This window comes from Aestuariibius violaceus, assembly GCF_040779325.2.
Classification (GTDB): Bacteria; Pseudomonadota; Alphaproteobacteria; order Rhodobacterales; family Rhodobacteraceae; genus Aestuariibius; species Aestuariibius violaceus.
The window spans coordinates 658,582-674,431 of record NZ_JBFONT020000001.1 but is presented as its reverse complement, the minus strand read 5'-3'; the positions used below and the strand labels follow the sequence as shown (position 1 = coordinate 674,431).

Annotated in this window: 12 protein-coding genes; 5 read left to right on the top strand and 7 right to left on the bottom strand. The window is 63.9% G+C overall.

Annotated features, from left to right (window positions below):
* Positions 1-33 precede the first annotated feature (33 nt).
* Positions 34-1,182: a molecular chaperone DnaJ gene (gene dnaJ, locus AADZ90_RS03330; RefSeq protein WP_367309179.1), complete on the top strand. Its 1,149-nt coding sequence runs from the start codon at positions 34-36 to the stop codon at positions 1,180-1,182.
* Between the two features lie 303 nt (positions 1,183-1,485).
* Positions 1,486-2,223 carry a RadC family protein gene (radC, locus tag AADZ90_RS03325; protein WP_367309180.1) on the top strand — a complete coding sequence of 246 codons (738 nt, stop codon included), beginning with the start codon at positions 1,486-1,488 and terminating at the stop codon, positions 2,221-2,223.
* On the opposite strand, the gene AADZ90_RS03320 is transcribed toward radC, so the two are convergent.
* The 3 genes from AADZ90_RS03320 to secA all read right to left on the bottom strand — a co-directional run bounded on the left by AADZ90_RS03320 (position 2,215) and on the right by secA (position 7,422).
* Positions 2,215-3,771 (bottom strand): substrate-binding domain-containing protein, encoded by a 1,557-nt coding sequence (locus tag AADZ90_RS03320; RefSeq protein ID WP_367309181.1) that lies wholly within the window; start codon positions 3,769-3,771, stop codon positions 2,215-2,217. The two genes, radC and AADZ90_RS03320, sit on opposite strands and share 9 nt — an antisense overlap.
* Positions 3,772-3,786: 15 nt before the next feature.
* Positions 3,787-4,614: a hypothetical protein gene (locus AADZ90_RS03315; RefSeq protein ID WP_367309182.1), complete on the bottom strand. Its 828-nt coding sequence runs from the start codon at positions 4,612-4,614 to the stop codon at positions 3,787-3,789.
* A 99-nt stretch (positions 4,615-4,713) separates the two neighbouring features.
* Positions 4,714-7,422, bottom strand: a complete 2,709-nt coding sequence (gene secA, locus AADZ90_RS03310; protein WP_367309183.1) for a preprotein translocase subunit SecA — start codon at positions 7,420-7,422, stop codon at positions 4,714-4,716.
* 210 nt (positions 7,423-7,632) lie between these two features.
* Between secA and AADZ90_RS03305 the strand changes: the two genes are divergently transcribed.
* Genes AADZ90_RS03305 through mutT form a run of 3 tightly spaced genes read left to right on the top strand, consistent with a single transcriptional unit; the run spans position 7,633 to position 10,162 of the window.
* Positions 7,633-8,538 (top strand): peptidylprolyl isomerase, encoded by a 906-nt coding sequence (locus AADZ90_RS03305; RefSeq protein WP_367309184.1) that lies wholly within the window; start codon positions 7,633-7,635, stop codon positions 8,536-8,538.
* A 2-nt stretch (positions 8,539-8,540) separates the two neighbouring features.
* Positions 8,541-9,767 (top strand): bifunctional glutamate N-acetyltransferase/amino-acid acetyltransferase ArgJ, encoded by a 1,227-nt coding sequence (gene argJ / locus AADZ90_RS03300; RefSeq protein ID WP_367309185.1) that lies wholly within the window; start codon positions 8,541-8,543, stop codon positions 9,765-9,767.
* Positions 9,764-10,162 (top strand): 8-oxo-dGTP diphosphatase MutT, encoded by a 399-nt coding sequence (mutT, locus tag AADZ90_RS03295; protein ID WP_367309186.1) that lies wholly within the window; start codon positions 9,764-9,766, stop codon positions 10,160-10,162. Before argJ ends, mutT begins: the two co-directional genes overlap by 4 nt.
* A gap of 307 nt (positions 10,163-10,469) precedes the next feature.
* On the opposite strand, the gene infB is transcribed toward mutT, so the two are convergent.
* From infB to rimP, 4 genes are read right to left on the bottom strand one after another with little or no spacing between them, the layout of a single operon-like run.
* On the bottom strand, positions 10,470-12,932 hold the full coding sequence (gene infB / locus AADZ90_RS03290; RefSeq protein ID WP_367309187.1) for a translation initiation factor IF-2: 2,463 nt from the start codon (positions 12,930-12,932) through the stop codon (positions 10,470-10,472).
* A gap of 9 nt (positions 12,933-12,941) precedes the next feature.
* Entirely contained in the window at positions 12,942-13,565 is a 624-nt protein-coding gene (locus tag AADZ90_RS03285; RefSeq protein ID WP_367309188.1) for an RNA-binding protein, read from the bottom strand.
* 8 nt (positions 13,566-13,573) lie between these two features.
* Positions 13,574-15,199 (bottom strand): transcription termination factor NusA, encoded by a 1,626-nt coding sequence (gene nusA, locus AADZ90_RS03280; protein ID WP_367309189.1) that lies wholly within the window; start codon positions 15,197-15,199, stop codon positions 13,574-13,576.
* On the bottom strand, positions 15,199-15,819 hold the full coding sequence (rimP, locus tag AADZ90_RS03275) for a ribosome maturation factor RimP (RefSeq protein WP_367309190.1): 621 nt from the start codon (positions 15,817-15,819) through the stop codon (positions 15,199-15,201). The genes nusA and rimP overlap by 1 nt, the downstream gene beginning before the upstream one ends.
* Positions 15,820-15,850: the final 31 nt, after the last annotated feature.

The window sequence follows — 15,850 nt, the reverse complement described above, 5'->3', positions numbered from 1 at the left end:
GGTCTTTGCGTTCCGAGGTAAGGTGAACGACCGATGGCAAAACGTGACTATTACGAAACGCTTGGCGTCTCGAAGGGTGCTACAGCCGACGAGATCAAGAAGGCTTATCGCAAGAAGGCGAAAGAGCTTCACCCCGACCGTAACGCCGACAATCCCGACGCCGAGTCGCAGTTCAAAGAGGCGAACGAAGCCTACGAGGTCCTAAAGGACGCCGACAAGAAGGCCGCCTACGACCGTTTCGGCCACGCCGCCTTCGAAGGTGGCATGGGCGGCGGCCCGCGCGCCGGTGGTGGCTTTCAGTCCCAGGGTGATTTCGCCTCGGCCTTCTCAGACGTGTTCGACGACCTCTTCGGCGACATGATGGGTGGCCGCCGCGCCGGTGGCGGGCGCCGCGCCGCGCGCGGCTCCGACCTGCGCTACAACCTGCGCATTTCCCTGGAAGAGGCCTATTCCGGCCTGCAGAAGACGATCAACGTCCCCTCCGCCGTCTCCTGCGAGGCGTGCAACGGCAACGGGGCCGAAGGCGACAGCGAACCGACAACCTGTCCCACCTGTTCCGGCATGGGCAAGGTCCGTGCCCAGCAGGGCTTCTTCACGGTCGAACGCACCTGTCCGACCTGCAACGGCATGGGTCAGACAATCAAGGACCCCTGCCATGTCTGCGGCGGCTCCGGCCGGGTCGAGAAGGAACGCGCACTCAACGTCAATATCCCTGCCGGCGTCGAAACCGGCACCCGTATCCGCCTCGCCGGTGAGGGCGAGGCCGGGATGCGAGGCGGTCCCGGCGGCGACCTCTATATCTTCATCGAAGTGAAAGACCACACGCTCTTCCAGCGCGAGGGTCCGAACCTGTACTGTCGCGTCCCGGTCTCGATGGCGAGCGCGGCCCTCGGCGGTGATATCGAGGTCCCGACGATCGACGGCGGGCGCTCTCGCGTGAAGATCCCCGCCGGCAGTCAATCCGGCCGCCAGATGCGCCTGCGCAGCAAGGGGATGCCCGCCCTGCGCGGCGGCCAGACCGGCGACATGTTTATTGAGTTGGCCGTCGAAACCCCGGTCAACCTCACCTCCCGCCAGAAAGAACTCCTGCGGGAATTCGACAAGCTCTCGGAGGATAACAGTCCGGAAAGCTCCAGCTTCTTCCGGTCCGTGAAAGGGTTTTGGGACTCGATGAAGGGGTAAGCCCCGGCTCGAAAACGCTCCCTTGGAGCGTTTCAGGCGCGAACGGGCGGAGCTCCGACATTCAGACCCGACGGGTCCGGATCGTCCAGCGGACCATTCCGGCAATCACGGGCGAAGCCCTGGCCACCGAAGCCCATTTTCATCTGGCAACAAATACTCAAATCCTGCACTTGCCGCCCCTCCCAACACCCGCCACCTGAAAATCGCCGGGGACGGTGGGCGGGGCGATCCGCGCAAGCGGGAGCGCCGTTCCCGTCCCCACGTTAACCTTCTCCTAACCAACATCGGGCCATCCTCCCTCCGATGGCCAAAACACCCCACTTCGCCGAACCGCAGCTTCCGCTGGTCAACGCAGCACCCGCGCGCGCGCCCTCCTACCTCAAGGATCACCGCAAGCGCCTTCGCGAACGCTTCCTACAAGGTGGCGCCGACGCCATGCCGGACTACGAACTTCTCGAACTCACCCTCTTCCGTGCCATCCCCCGCCAGGACGTCAAACCGCTTGCCCGCGCCCTCATCGACACGTTCGGCAGCTACGATGCCGTCCTCACCGCCAGCCCCGCCCGCCTCCGCGAGGTTCCGGGCACCGGCGACGCCGTCATCACCGAACTCAAGATCGTCGAAGCCGCCGCCGCACGCCTCGCGCGCACAAAGATTCTCCGCAGGCAGGTCGTCTCCAGCTGGGATGCGCTCATCGACTACTGCCACACCGTCATGGCCCACCGCGAGACCGAGCAGTTCCGCATCCTCTATCTCGACCGAAAGAACGTCCTGATTGCCGACGAACTCCAGGCGAAGGGCACCGTCGACCACGTCCCCGTCTACCCACGCGAAGTCGTCCGCCGCGCCCTCGAACTCAACGCCTCCGCGCTGATCCTTGTCCACAACCACCCCTCCGGCGACCCCACCCCGTCAGAGGCCGATCTGACCGTCACACGCCAGATCGAGGATGGCGCACAGACCCTCGGCATCACGCTCCACGATCACCTCATCATCGGCAAGTCGCGCGAACTCAGCTTCCGGGCCGAGGGCCTACTCTAAGGGTGCCAGCCACACCTCGACCCGCCGATTCAGCCGCCGTCCCCAAGCGGCTTCAGGACAGGCCACCGACAAAGCATCCCCACCCGATGCGATCTCCAGTGCCACGTTTTCCGGCACCGCACCGTCCATCGCGCGGGCAACCCGGATCAGCGCTGCCTCGGCCCGCGCCGCTGCCAGGCGGTCCCGGTCCTCTGCCGCCTCCCGCCCATCGTGAAACCCGACAAACAACACCCGCGCCTGCGTGATCTCTCCCCCATCGATGGCGCGGGCAAGGCGCGATGCAATCTCCCGCCCCGCAGACCCAATATCCGCACTGCCGGTTTCGAAACGGAAGGTCGGCGTCATCCGCGCCGCGCCGTCAAGCTGGGTCAGCAACTCCTGCAGCAACCGGATCTCATCGGGCCCGGAGATCTCGCGCATGGCAAGGGCCAAACGCTCTCCCTGCTGTGCCATCGGAACGACATCGCGTCCCGCATCCGCAAAACCGGCGCGCCGCACCACCCGCTCGGCCGCCCGGCTATCGAGCCAGTCCACAAAGGCTGCCGCATCCGGTGCCAGGCGGCGCTGAGGCAAATAAAGCCGGTAGGGCACCGCCAGCGGATAATCCCCGCTTCGCAGCGCTGCAGGTGCAGCTGGAACCGAAAGCCCGCATTCGCCGCCAATCTCAAGCGCCTGCGCCGCACCTGCCTCGGACCAGCTCACAAGGCCCAGCGCCCCGGGGGCCGCGACAACTGCGCTTACCGCATCCCCGGCGGCCTGATGGCGCTCCACCGATACCGAATTGGCCTCTCCCGTAACTGACCTCAGCAGCAGATCGGCAAATTGCATCGGCCCCGTCGCGCTTCCCGCGACATGGACATCAATCCCACCACCAACCCCAGAAACCTCTTCCCACGATGTCACCTCGCCCGCCCGGATCGCCCCCAATTGACGAAAATCCAGCGTTGTCACACCCAAGGCAGGCGAAACGATCGGAACGACGCCACCCCAGGCGAGGGTCCGAAACCGTCCGACCTCGCTCAGATCGCCATGCCCGGCCTCCTCGATCGCAGCGACCTCAGCGGATAGCGGCGGCCGGGACGCCAGCACAAGGTCAGCCTCTTCGGTGAGCAGGGCCTCGAAGCCCTCTTGCGTCGTCATCGGCCGCAACGCGATGCGCAGGTGCCGTAGCCCGGCCCGTTCAAAGACATAGGTCAAGGCATCGCCACGCTCATCGCGAGACACCGACGATCCGTTCTCCCGCGCGTAGGATTCGATTAACGGGGGAAGCAGAACGGTCGCCATGTCGGCCGATCCCGCCAAGACGATTTCAGGAACAAAACCTGATCGATCCGGACAGGCCGCGCCGGTACAGGCCATCCCCTCCATTTTGACCGTCAGCACACCGTCTGCCGTCCGAAGCCTGAGGTAGGTGCCGTCAAAGCCCAAAGGCTCACCCGAAAGGGTCAGACCGCCATCGTCCGAATGCAGGGTGATCTTCTCAGCCAGACCCGAACCAGCGGAAAGAACGACAGCCGCAGCGCCCAAAAGCGTGCGGAAGAGCTTCATCCCCTGATCCGAAAGTCAGTTCGCGGCAAGCGCCAGGTCGGTCTCGAAAGATTTGAGGTGCAGCACCTGCCCCACGGCATCGCATCCGGGCGCTCCGGCGCGAACGGGCTGCATCTTGCTGTCGCCGGTCCGCCAGACCTGAAGGTCGATCGGACGGTCGCAATTAGCGGCAGAAACCTCGACCGCGACCGCGAGATCGGCAATGCCACCGGTTCCAGCCGGATAGCTCATGACCTGTGCAGCATGGGGGCCATAGGTGCCCAATGTCATCAGCGCACCTTCGGTTGCATCAGTTTCCGTCATCTGAAGACCGGAGCCATCGCCTTGCCATTGCAGAACCATCCGCTCCCAACCGTCAGCATCTGGAACATCGACTGCCACCATCTGACCTTCGCCGGTGTCGAACGCGATGATGAACAACGCATCCTGGGCTAGGGCTGGTACCGTCGTCTGCACAATGCCGTCGGCATCGGCAAGCACGGAATAGGTCAGGCCGCGATGGTAGATCTTGCCGGGAAGGTTGGCGCGGCAAGGTGCGTCAACGGTCAGGGCGACCAAAGCCCCTGGCAGGGTCTCGGCTGTCATGGAGATCTCGCAGCTCTCAGCGGACAGCCCCGCAACACCCTGTTGCACGGGCGCTACATGTCCAGCGCCAAGTCCATCGGCAGATGCACCGGTGAAAGATGTCAGAACCGGGGTCCCAGAAATCTGTGCGATCGGGTCATAGCTGCTGTCGCCACCGATTCGATGGGCAAGTGCATCTTCGTTCTGCATGATGAACCCAATACCGGCAGCGACGGCGAAGGTTCCTCCTACAGTCAGTATCTGCTGAAGACGCACCATGTTTTTGCCCCTTCCCCCCCTTGGGAACTGCGATGCTCTGGTTTGACCGGCAGCGGCCTGTACCATTAACAAAATGTTTCTGGCGCCAATGTGGCGGATTTACGCCAATCGGCCGTGACAATGTTTGAATTTTTTGCCGGAACCGCAAGGACAAGGATCATTTCGACCCGGATTCCCCCACGTCGCGGGGTCCGCTTCGTCGAATCCGTCGGCCGCAAGTTCGGGATTCGGCTGGGGTGATTCGCCCTCAGCCCCCGCCATCGCAGCCCGGGCGGCCTGCTCACGCTGCGCGGTAAGCTGGGCGATCAGCTTCTCCTGCTCCTCTTTTGACAGGGGCCGGATCTGCGACAGCTTCTGGGTCACCTCTTCCCGCAAACCGTCAAGCAGCCCCTCGAACAACTGGAAGCTCTCGGTCTTGTATTCGTTCAGCGGATCCCGCTGCGCATAGCCGCGGAAGTTTACCACCGACCGCAGATGTTCCAACGTCAGCAGATGCTCGCGCCACTTTGCGTCGATCGTCTGCAGAAGGATCTGCTTTTCGACCGACCGCATATTCTCGGGTCCGAACGCCTCTTCCTTCTCGGCCATGAACTCGTCGGTGGCCTTCTCCAGCCGCTCGCGGATGTCGTCATCGTCGACGCCCTCCTCGTCGGCCCAGGCGATCACCGGCACGTCGATACCGAGCTTTTCCATCACTTCGGCATAGAGCCCCTCGGTATCCCACTGATCCGCGTAGCTCTTGGGAGGCATATGGTGCAGCACCATATCCTCGATCACCTGATGGCGCATGTCGCGAACGATCTCGTTCAGGTCCTCCGCCTCCATGATCTGGCGGCGCTGCCCGAAGATGACCTTCCGCTGGTCGTTCATCACGTCGTCGAATTTCAGCAGCTGCTTGCGGATGTCGAAATTGCGCCCCTCGACCTTCGCCTGCGCCCGCTCAAGGCTCTTGTTCACCCACGGATGGACGATCGCCTCGCCGTCCTTCATGCCCAGCGTGCCCAGCATCTTGTCCAGCCGATCCGACCCGAAGATGCGCATCAGATCGTCCTCAAGGCTCAGAAAGAAGGCCGAGCGCCCCGGGTCACCCTGGCGGCCCGACCGGCCGCGCAGCTGATTGTCGATCCGCCGGCTCTCGTGCCGCTCCGTGGCAAGGACGAACAGGCCGCCCGCCTCAAGAACCTTCTGCTTCTCGTCGGCATGCTCCGCCTCGATCCGCTCGCGGATCGCCTCCGGATCCGCTTCCGGATCGTCCGCCAAGGCCTCCAGCACCCGCATCTCGACATTGCCACCCAGCTGAATGTCGGTGCCACGGCCCGCCATATTGGTGGCGATGGTGATCGCGCCCAGCTTGCCCGCCTCGGCGACGATCTGCGCCTCTTTCTCGTGCTGACGCGCGTTCAGCACGTTGTGCGTCAGCCCCTCGGCGGTCAGCAGCCCGGCCAGAACCTCCGACTTCTCGATCGACGTCGTCCCGACAAGGATCGGCTGGCCCTTCTCATGGGCCTCCTTGATCGCCTCGACGATGCCGTCGTACTTCTCGCGGCCCGTCCGATAGACCGCATCGTCCTCGTCCACACGGGCAATCGGTTTGTTCGTCGGCACTTCAACCACGCCCAGCCCGTAGATCTGCAGGAATTCTTCCTGCTCGGTCAGCGCCGTGCCCGTCATCCCGGCGAGCTTGTCGTAGAGGCGGAAGTAATTCTGGAACGTCACACTGGCGAGCGTCACGTTCTCGGGTTTGATCGACACGCCTTCCTTGGCCTCGATCGCCTGGTGCAGCCCTTCCGACAGGCGCCGCCCCGGCATCATCCGGCCGGTGAACTCATCGATCAGCACAACCTCGTCGTCGCGGACGATGTAATCCTTGTCCTTGGTAAACAGCGTATGCGCCCGCAGCCCCTGGTTCACGTGGTGAACTACCGTGGTGCTTTCGGGATCATACAGCGTCTGATCCTCCGGCAGGATCCCCCGCGCCTTCAGCTGCTCTTCGAGGAACTCGTTGCCCTCGTCGGTATAAGTCACCTGCCGCGTCTTCTCGTCGATCTCGTAATGCTCCTCGCTCAGGAGCGGGATAACCGTATCGATCTCCTGGTAGAGCGAAGAGCGGTCCTCGGCGGGCCCCGAGATGATCAGCGGCGTCCGCGCCTCGTCGATCAGGATCGAATCCACCTCGTCGACGATCGCGAAGTTGTGCCCGCGCTGATACATCTGCGTCAGGTCCGGCTTCATGTTGTCGCGCAGATAATCGAAGCCCAGCTCGTTATTCGTCGCATAGGTGATGTCGGCGGCATAAGCCGCCTGCTTTTCGACATCGTCCTGATTGGGCACGACGATCCCGGTGGTCAGCCCCAAGGCTGAATAGACCTTTCCCATCCACTCCGCATCGCGGCGGGCGAGGTAGTCGTTCACGGTGACGATATGCACGCCCTTCCCGGACAGCGCGTTCAGGTAGGCGGGGAAGGTCGCGACCAGTGTCTTGCCCTCGCCCGTCTTCATCTCGGCGATATTCCCCTGATGCAGGAAGATCCCGCCCATCAGCTGCACGTCGAACGCCCGCAGCCCCAGGGCCCGCTTCGCCGCCTCGCGGCAATTCGCGAATGCCTCGGGCAAAAGATCGTCCAGGCTCTCCCCGGCCATCGCCCGCTCGGCCAGGGCCTGCGTCCGCTCCTTCAGCTGCTCGTCGCTCAGCGCCTCGAATTCAGGCTCCAGGGCGTTGATCTTTTCGACGTAAGGCCGGGCTGCCTTGATCTTGCGGTCGTTCGCAGTGCCGAACACCTTTTTCGTGATCGTTCCAATACCCAGCATTTTTGTTCAGCTTTCCGCGCAGATTTTCACACAAGGGGGAGGTTGCTTGCCCGTCTTGGCTGGCTCGCCTAGATCAGGGACCAAGACCGGCCCTCCAAGGGACCATGGGGCGATGTAAGGGCCACCATCTTTACTGTCAACGCCGCGCTCCGAGCGCTGCCATCATAACGCTGCGACCCTGGTTCGCGACCTACGGAAGGACCTTCCCATATGACCAAACACGCTTCGCTTCTTGCAAGCGCCGCACTTGCGCTCGTCCTCACTCAACCGGTCTTCGCGCAGGACCAGACAGAGGCGACCGAAGCACCAGCTGAAGAAGAGGCAACCGCCCCGGCCGAGGCGCCGACCGCCGACACCGTCATCGCGACCGTCAACGGCACCGACATCACACTCGGTCATCTGGTCATCGCCCGCGCGCAGCTTCCGGCCCAGTATCAGCAGCTTCCGGCCGAGATCCTGTTCGACGGCGTCCTCGACCAGCTGATCCAGCAGACGCTCCTCGCCGACCAGCTGGAGGAAGAGACCGGGCGCCTGCAGCTCGCCCTCGATAACGAACGCCGCTCGCTCCGCGCAGGCGAAGTCATCACCGAGATCACCGAAAGCGCCGTCACCGAAGAGGCCCTGCAAGAAGCCTATGACACCCGCTTCGCCGATGTGGAGCCGACGCAGGAATACAACGCCTCCCACATCCTCGTGGAGACCGAGGAAGAGGCGCAGGAAGTCATCACCGAACTCGAAGGCGGTGCCGATTTTGCCGAGCTTGCCCAGGACCGTTCGACCGGCCCGTCCGGCCCCAATGGCGGCGAACTCGGCTGGTTCGGCCCCGGCATGATGGTCGCCCCGTTCGAGGAAGCGGTCGTGGCGCTTGAGGTCGGTGAGGTGTCCGGCCCGGTCGAAACCCAGTTCGGGTGGCACGTCATCATCCTCAACGACAGCCGCCAGCAGGAGGCTCCGCCGATCGAACAGCTCCGTCCAGAGCTTGAGGCAGAGCTTCAGCAGGCCGCCATCGAGGCCCGCGTCAACGAGCTGACCGAAGGCGCCGACATCACCCGCCCCGAGGCAGGTGACTTCGATCCGGCGATCCTGAACGATCTCTCCATCCTCGACCCGCAGTAAGGATGGCGAAGGACCTCCCGGTTTCCCCGCTCGCGCCAGAGCGGTTTCCGGACCTGCCCCCGGTCCGCGGCGTGCGCTTTGCGACCGCCGCGACCGGATCGCGTTATCAGGGGCGCGATGACGTGATGCTGGCGGTTCTCGCCGAAGGGACGACCGTCGCAGGCACATTCACCCGCTCCTCCACCCGCGCCGCGGCGGTCCTGGATTGCGAGGCCAAGATCAACGGCCCCTCCGTGGGAGAGGCCGCCATCCTCGTCAACGCCGGCAATTCCAACGCCTTCACCGGCCGCAACGGGGAAGAGGCCGTCGCCAGTATCGTCGACGCCTGCGCCGAGGCGACAGGCATCCGGCGCGACCGTGTCTTTACGGCGTCGACAGGCGTCATCGGCGAGCCGCTGGACCATAAAAAGATCACGTCCCACCTCGCTGATCTCAACGCCTCCCTTTCGGAGGACGGCATCGAAGCCGCAGCCAATGCCATCCGCACGACCGACACCTTCGCAAAAGGCGCCGTCCGCACGGTCGAAATCGAGGGCAAGACCGTCACGCTGACGGGCATCGCCAAAGGCTCGGGCATGATCGCCCCGGATATGGCGACGATGCTCGTCTACATCTTCACCGACGCGCGGATCGCCCGGCCGGATCTGCAAAGCCTCGTCTCGAGCCTCACCAACCGCACGTTCAATTGCATCACCGTCGACAGCGACACCTCGACCTCCGACACCCTGCTGGTCGCGGCGACCGGTGCGTCGGGCGTCAATGTCGGTGATAGCCTCGGCTTCGCTTCCGCGCTCCAGGACGTCATGCTCGACCTCGCCCACCAGGTCGTCCGCGACGGCGAAGGGGCGACGAAATTCGTCGAAATCCACGTCACGTCTGCCCATTCAGATGCCGAGGCGCGCCAGATCGGCCTTGCCATCGCCAATTCTCCGCTCGTCAAGACCGCCATCGCCGGTGAAGATCCCAATTGGGGCCGCATCGTCATGGCGATCGGCAAATCCGGCGCCCACGCCAACCGCGACCGCCTGACGATCCGCTTCGGGAACATCGTCGTCGCCGAAAACGGCTGGGTCGCCCCAACCTATAGGGAGGAAGACGGCGCTGCCTACATGAAGGCGCAGGACCTCCACATCGCCGTCGATCTCGGCCTCGGCGGCGGCCATGCCACTGTCTGGACCTGCGACCTGACCCACGGCTACATCACGATCAACGCCGACTACCGCTCGTGAAAACCATCCTGGTCTCTGCCGTTGCGCTGATCGATATCGACGGTCGCATCCTCCTGGCCCAACGCCCCGACGGCAAATCCATGGCCGGCCTCTGGGAGTTCCCCGGCGGCAAGGTCGAACCCGGCGAAACGCCCGAAGCCGCGCTGATCCGCGAACTGCACGAGGAGCTCGGTATCGACACCTGGCAAAGCTGCCTCGCCCCGCTCACCTTCGCCAGCCACGACTACGACGATTTTCACCTCCTCATGCCACTTTTCGCCTGCCGCAAATGGCAAGGCACCCCGGCTGCGAAGGAAGGTCAGACCCTCAAATGGGTTCGCCCGGCCGAGCTGCGCGACTACCCCATGCCCCCCGCCGATATCCCTCTGATACCGATCCTCCGCGACTGGCTGTAAAACAGGCATTGCTCAAATATCGCGCAATAATAGTGCGTGAGCGGACTTTTTCTTAGCAGAGTCGAAAAACGGTGCTATATTACGCCTACTTGGAAACGTGTTGTTCAAGGGGAAGAGAACGATGTTGCGCACCATAACGCTCGGCAGCTGCATCTCTGTCCAGGGGCTACTGGTCAAGACGCTTGCCAACGGAAACATGGTTGTCCGCGTGGGGAAAAAGACCTTCACGGGCAGACCGATCGCGAAAGCGGCATAAGAAAAGGGCCGGCGACACCGCCGACCCTTCCAATCATCCCAGCATTCCGGATCAGTCGAGCGTCCGCTCGACCTCTTCGCGTTCGAAGATCTCGATCACGTCGCCCTGACGGATATCGTCGTAGTTCTCGAACGCCATCCCGCATTCCTGACCCGACTGAACCTCGGCAACCTCGTCCTTGAAGCGCTTCAGCGTCTTCAGCGTGCCCTCATGGATCACGACGTTGTCACGCAGCAGGCGCACCCCGGCCGACCGGCGCGCGACGCCTTCGGTGACAAGACACCCGGCCACCTTACCGACACCCGACACCTTGAAGACTTCGCGGATCTCGGCATATCCGATGAAGTTCTCACGGATCTCGGCCGATAGCAGACCACTCGCCGCCGCCTTCACGTCGTCGACCAGATCGTAGATCACCGAATAGTACCGGATCTCCACGCCCTTCTGGTTCGCCACGCTCCGCGCCGTCGCATTGGCCCGAACGTTGAACCCAAAGACCGGCGCGCCCGACGCCTCGGCAAGGCCGACATCCGATTCGGTGATGGCACCGACGCCCGAATGCAGCACGCGCACGCGCACCTCTTCGTTGCCGATCTTCTCCATCGCCTGAACGATCGCTTCGGCAGACCCCTGAACGTCCGCCTTCACGAGGATCGGCATCTCGCTGACATTCTCGTCCGCCTTGGCATTCGCCATCAGCTGTTCCAGCGTCGTTGCCGCCCCTGCCGCCGCGCGCTTCTCCTTCGCGGCACTCTCGCGGTATGCTGCGATCTCCCGCGCCTGCGCTTCGGTATCGACGACGTTCAGAACGTCCCCCGCTTCCGGCGTGCCGTTCAGGCCCAGCACCTCGACGGGAACGGACGGACCCGCGTCTTTCACGCGCTTGCCCTGATCGTTCTCCATCGCGCGCACCTTGCCCCACTGTTCGCCCACGACGAAGATATCGCCCTGCTTGAGCGTGCCGTTCTGGACAAGCACCGTCGCGACGGGGCCGCGGCCCACATCCAGCTGCGCTTCGATGACGGCGCCAGAGGCCGCCCGGTCCGGGTTCGCCTTCAATTCAAGAAGTTCCGCCTGCAGCGCGATCGCCTCAAGAAGCTGATCAAGGCCCTGACCCGTCTGGGCAGAGACCTCGACATCCTGAACCTCGCCCGACATCTTCTCCACGATCACTTCGTGCTGAAGCAGATCAGTGCGAACCTTATCGGGGTTCGCAGCGGGCAGATCGATCTTGTTGATCGCCACGATCATCGGCACTTCGGCCGCCTTGGCGTGATTGATCGCCTCAACCGTCTGCGGCATCACCGCGTCATCGGCAGCGACGACCAGCACGACGATATCCGTGACCTGCGCGCCACGCGCCCGCATGGATGTAAACGCGGCATGGCCCGGCGTATCGAGGAAGGTCAGCTTCTTGCCGTTCTGCTCCACCTGATAGGCGCCGATATGCTGGGTGATGCCGCCAGCCTCGCCCTGCACGACCCGCGCATTGCGGATCGCATCGAGGAGAGAGGTCTTCCCGTGGTCGACATGCCCCATGATCGTAATGACCGGCGCGCGCGGCTTCAGGTCCTCGACCTTGTCCTCTTCCTGCTGGATGACGTCCTCGACATCCGCGTCAGAGACACGCACGACATTGTGCCCGAACTCTTCGATGATCAGCTCGGCGGTATCGGCATCGATCGTCTGCGTCTGCGTGGCCATGATGCCGTTCTGCATCAGTGACTTCACGACATCCGCAACCCGTTCCGACATCCGGTTGGCCAGTTCGCTGACCATGATCGCTTCGGGCAGCTGCACGTTGCGCACGACCTTCTCGCGCTCGACCGGGCCGCCCATCGCCTTCTGGCGGGCACGCTCCTGCTTGCGCTTCATCGCAGCCAGCGACTTCTGCCGCCCGCCTTCGCCCCCGCGCAGGGCCTGATTGACGGTCAGCTTGCCGGACCGGCGGCTGTCGTCACGGCCTTTGCCCTTCTGCTCCCGGCGCGGTTCTTCGCGCTGGGGCTGCTTGCGGGCCGGGGTCGCGCTCTTCGGACGCGCCGCTTCTTCGGCCACGGGGGCCGGGGCGGCGGCCTGACGCGCCGCTTCTTCGGCGGCCTTCTTCTGGCGGGCCTCTTCCTCGGCCTTGGCTTTCAGCGCCTCCTCGCGTTCGCGATCTTCGCGCTCTTTCGCCTCGGCCTCTTCGCGGCGCTTGGCACGCTCCTCGGCGCGGGCCTTTTCTTCGGCCTCGCGCTTGGCAGTTTCCTCGGCCTCGCGGGCCTTGGCGGCCTGCAGCGCCTTCAGGCGGCGATCCATCTCCGCATCGGTGATGCCATCGGGGCGCTTCTTCGGGTCGCCGCCCACCGGGCCAGCACCCTTGTTCGCGCCAGCGGCGCCCGCCTTCGGCACGACGACGCGCTTGCGTTTCGTTTCGACCACGACGTTCTTGGTCCGCCCATGGCTAAAGCTCTGCTTCACGTTTCCCGAACGGGGGCCGCGCAGACCAAGTGTTTTTTTGCCGTCACTGTCACTCATAGAGATCGTCTATCCTTTCGCGGCGGCCCCATTGCCACCAGCTTTTTGCCGCAAGCCGCGCAGTTTCGCGGCTTCCTCTACAACACGGTTCCCGAGTCCACCAGAGGAGAGCGCGGCATGTACCACAGTTTCACGCCCAAAGGCCAAGCCCAATTCAGCTTGGCTCAAACAGTCAAAATACCGTGCCCCTTCCGGCGTCCAGAGCTTTGCCTTGCCACGCTCGGACGCATCGCTTGCCTGTAGCAGAACACGCACCGAAGCGCCACCCGAGAGCCACCCTTTCACCTTCTCGAACCCGCAGACCGCCGCGCCCGACTTCCGCCCGAGCGAGATCAATTCCACGACCCGCCGGGCCAGTTGCCGCTCGACATCGTCGATCAGCCCGTCCGGCACCGCGACCTGCATCTTCGCCGCCCGCGAGAACAGCTTCTTTGTCACCGCGGCCTCAAGCGCATCCCGCTCGGCCGCAACCCAGATCCCGCGCCCGGGCAGTTTGCCCAGCAAGTCCGGCACGACCGTCCCATCCGGCCCGACCACGAAGCGGAGGAGCCGGGCCACAGGCTGGCTCTCCCCCGTCACGATGCAACGCCGCTGCGGTTCGCTTCGATCCTTCACGCGCCCGCCCCGGGTCATCGCTCCGCTCAGGCTTGCGCCTCCTCTTCGGTTGCAGCGGCTTCAGCCTCAGCCTCGGCCTGCTGCGCCACCAGATCCTCGGGATCGACCCAGCCCAGCATCACCCGTGCCGTCATCACCATGTCTTGCGCCTCTTCCAAAGACACGTCGAACGGCTCGAGAACCCCGTCATCCTTGACGCGTTCGCCGTCGACCGTCGTCCAGCCACCGGCCAGCTCCCAGTCGGCACAAGTCGCGAAATCTTCAAGGGTTTTCACGCCGTCCTCGGCAAGCGCCAGAACCATCTGGGGTGTCAGCCCCTCGAAATCAACCAGGCTGTCCTCGACACCCAGCGCCCGCGCCTTCTCCAGCGCCTCGCGGTTCAGGGCGTCCAGGTGATCGCGCGCCCGCGCCTGCAGCTCGGCCGCCGTATCTTCGTCGACGCCGTCGATGACCAGCAGCTCGTCGACCTCGACATAAGCCACTTCCTCGAGGTTCGTGAACCCTTCCGACACCAGCAGCTGGGCAAAGAACTCGTCCAGATCCAGCGTGTCCATGAACAGCTTCGTCCGCTCCTCGAACTCCGCCTGGCGCCGCTGGCTCTCCTGCTCTTCGGTCATGATGTCGATGTCGAGGCCCGTCAGCTGGCTCGCCAGCCGCACGTTCTGCCCCCGCCGCCCGATCGCTAGCGACAGCTGCTCTTCCGGCACGACGACCTCGATCCGCTCCGCATCCTCGTCCAGAACGACCTTGCTGACCTCGGCAGGCTGAAGCGCATTCACCAGGAACGTCGGCATATCCTCGTTCCACGGGATGATGTCGATCTTCTCGCCCTGCAGCTCGTTCACAACCGCTTGAACCCGGCTGCCGCGCATACCCACGCAGGCCCCCACCGGATCGATCGACGAATCGTACGAGATCACGGCGATCTTCGCCCGGCTCCCAGGATCGCGTGCCACCGCCTTGATCTCGATGACACCATCATAGATCTCCGGCACTTCCATCTCGAACAGCTTGGACATGAATTCCGGCGCCGTCCGCGACAGGAAGATCTGCGGCCCCCGCACCTCCCGCCGCACATCCTTGATGTAGCAGCGGATCCGATCGTTCGGCCGATAGCTCTCGCGCCCGATCTTCTCGGTCCGGCGCAGCACGGCCTCGCCCGCGCCCACATCAACGATGATGTTGCCGTATTCCTCGCGCTTGACCAGCGCGTTGATGATCGTCCCGGCGCGATCCTTGAACTCTTCGTACTGACGCTCGCGCTCGGCCTCGCGGACCTTCTGCAGGATCACCTGCTTGGCCGATTGCGCCGCGATCCGCCCCATCTCGACCGGCGGAACCTCCTCGACAAGCGTATCGCCCACCTTCGGGTCGTCCATGTACTGCTTGGCCTGCTCGACGGTGAACTCGGCCTGGTAATTCTCCAGCTCCTCGTCCTCGACGACCGTGCGCACCCGCGTGAAGGTCGCCTTCCCGGTCTTCCGGTCGATCGACACGCGAATGTCCATCTCGGCGCCGTAGCGGCTCTTGGCCGCCCGGGCGAGGCTCTCTTCCATCGCTTCCACGACAAGGCCCGGGTCGATCATCTTCTCCCGCGCCACCGCCTCGGCGGTCTGCAAAAGCTCCAGCTGGTTGGCCGACGTAATCGCCATTACTGCTTCTCCTTCTCGTGCCGGTCATCCTCCGGCGCGTCCTCATCATCCCCGACGATGGTCTGAACCTCGTCGAACTGCTTTTCATCCACCTGGCCCGCATCCTTGCGGGTCTTCAGAACATCCCGGATCAGCTCATCGGTCAGGACGAGCTTGGCGTCACTCAGCCACTCGAACTTCAGCCCGATCGTGACCGGCGCCCCATCCGCCTCGATGCTGACCAGAACCTCGTCATCCTCGACGCCTTCCAGCACCCCCTTGAAGCGCCGCCGCCCGTCGATCAGCTCCTCGGTCTCCAGCTTGGCGACATAGCCTTCCCATTGCTCGAAATCCTTCAGCCGCGTCAGCGGCCGGTCGATCCCGGGGGACGAGACCTCAAGCGTGTAGGCATCCAGGATAGGATCCTCGACATCCAGCAAGGCCGACACCGCCGTCGACACCTCGCCGCATTCATCGACCTCGATCTGCCCGTCCGGGCGCTGCACCATCAGCTGCAGGGTCGACGACTTGCCGGTCATCAGACGCACGCGCACCAGCTCGAACCCCATGCCGTAGATCATGGGCGTCACGATCTCGGCAATGCGCCGGTCCATGGCCGATTTGGCGATGAGGTCTGACATCAAAGGATCTCGCAAACAAAAAAGCGGGCCC

Excerpts from the sequence above, each read along its gene's own strand:
- infB (WP_367309187.1), bottom strand. The coding sequence starts at position 12,932 with ATGAGTGACAGTGACGGCAAAAAAACACTTGGTCTGCGCGGCCCCCGT.
- nusA (WP_367309189.1), bottom strand. The coding sequence starts at position 15,199 with ATGGCGATTACGTCGGCCAACCAGCTGGAGCTTTTGCAGACCGCCGAG.
- AADZ90_RS03315 (WP_367309182.1), bottom strand. The coding sequence starts at position 4,614 with ATGGTGCGTCTTCAGCAGATACTGACTGTAGGAGGAACCTTCGCCGTC.
- AADZ90_RS03320 (WP_367309181.1), bottom strand. The coding sequence starts at position 3,771 with ATGAAGCTCTTCCGCACGCTTTTGGGCGCTGCGGCTGTCGTTCTTTCC.
- rimP (WP_367309190.1), bottom strand. The coding sequence starts at position 15,819 with ATGTCAGACCTCATCGCCAAATCGGCCATGGACCGGCGCATTGCCGAG.
- argJ (WP_367309185.1), top strand. The coding sequence starts at position 8,541 with ATGGCGAAGGACCTCCCGGTTTCCCCGCTCGCGCCAGAGCGGTTTCCG.
- AADZ90_RS03305 (WP_367309184.1), top strand. The coding sequence starts at position 7,633 with ATGACCAAACACGCTTCGCTTCTTGCAAGCGCCGCACTTGCGCTCGTC.
- radC (WP_367309180.1), top strand. The coding sequence starts at position 1,486 with ATGGCCAAAACACCCCACTTCGCCGAACCGCAGCTTCCGCTGGTCAAC.
- dnaJ (WP_367309179.1), top strand. The coding sequence starts at position 34 with ATGGCAAAACGTGACTATTACGAAACGCTTGGCGTCTCGAAGGGTGCT.
- AADZ90_RS03285 (WP_367309188.1), bottom strand. The coding sequence starts at position 13,565 with ATGACCCGGGGCGGGCGCGTGAAGGATCGAAGCGAACCGCAGCGGCGT.
- secA (WP_367309183.1), bottom strand. The coding sequence starts at position 7,422 with ATGCTGGGTATTGGAACGATCACGAAAAAGGTGTTCGGCACTGCGAAC.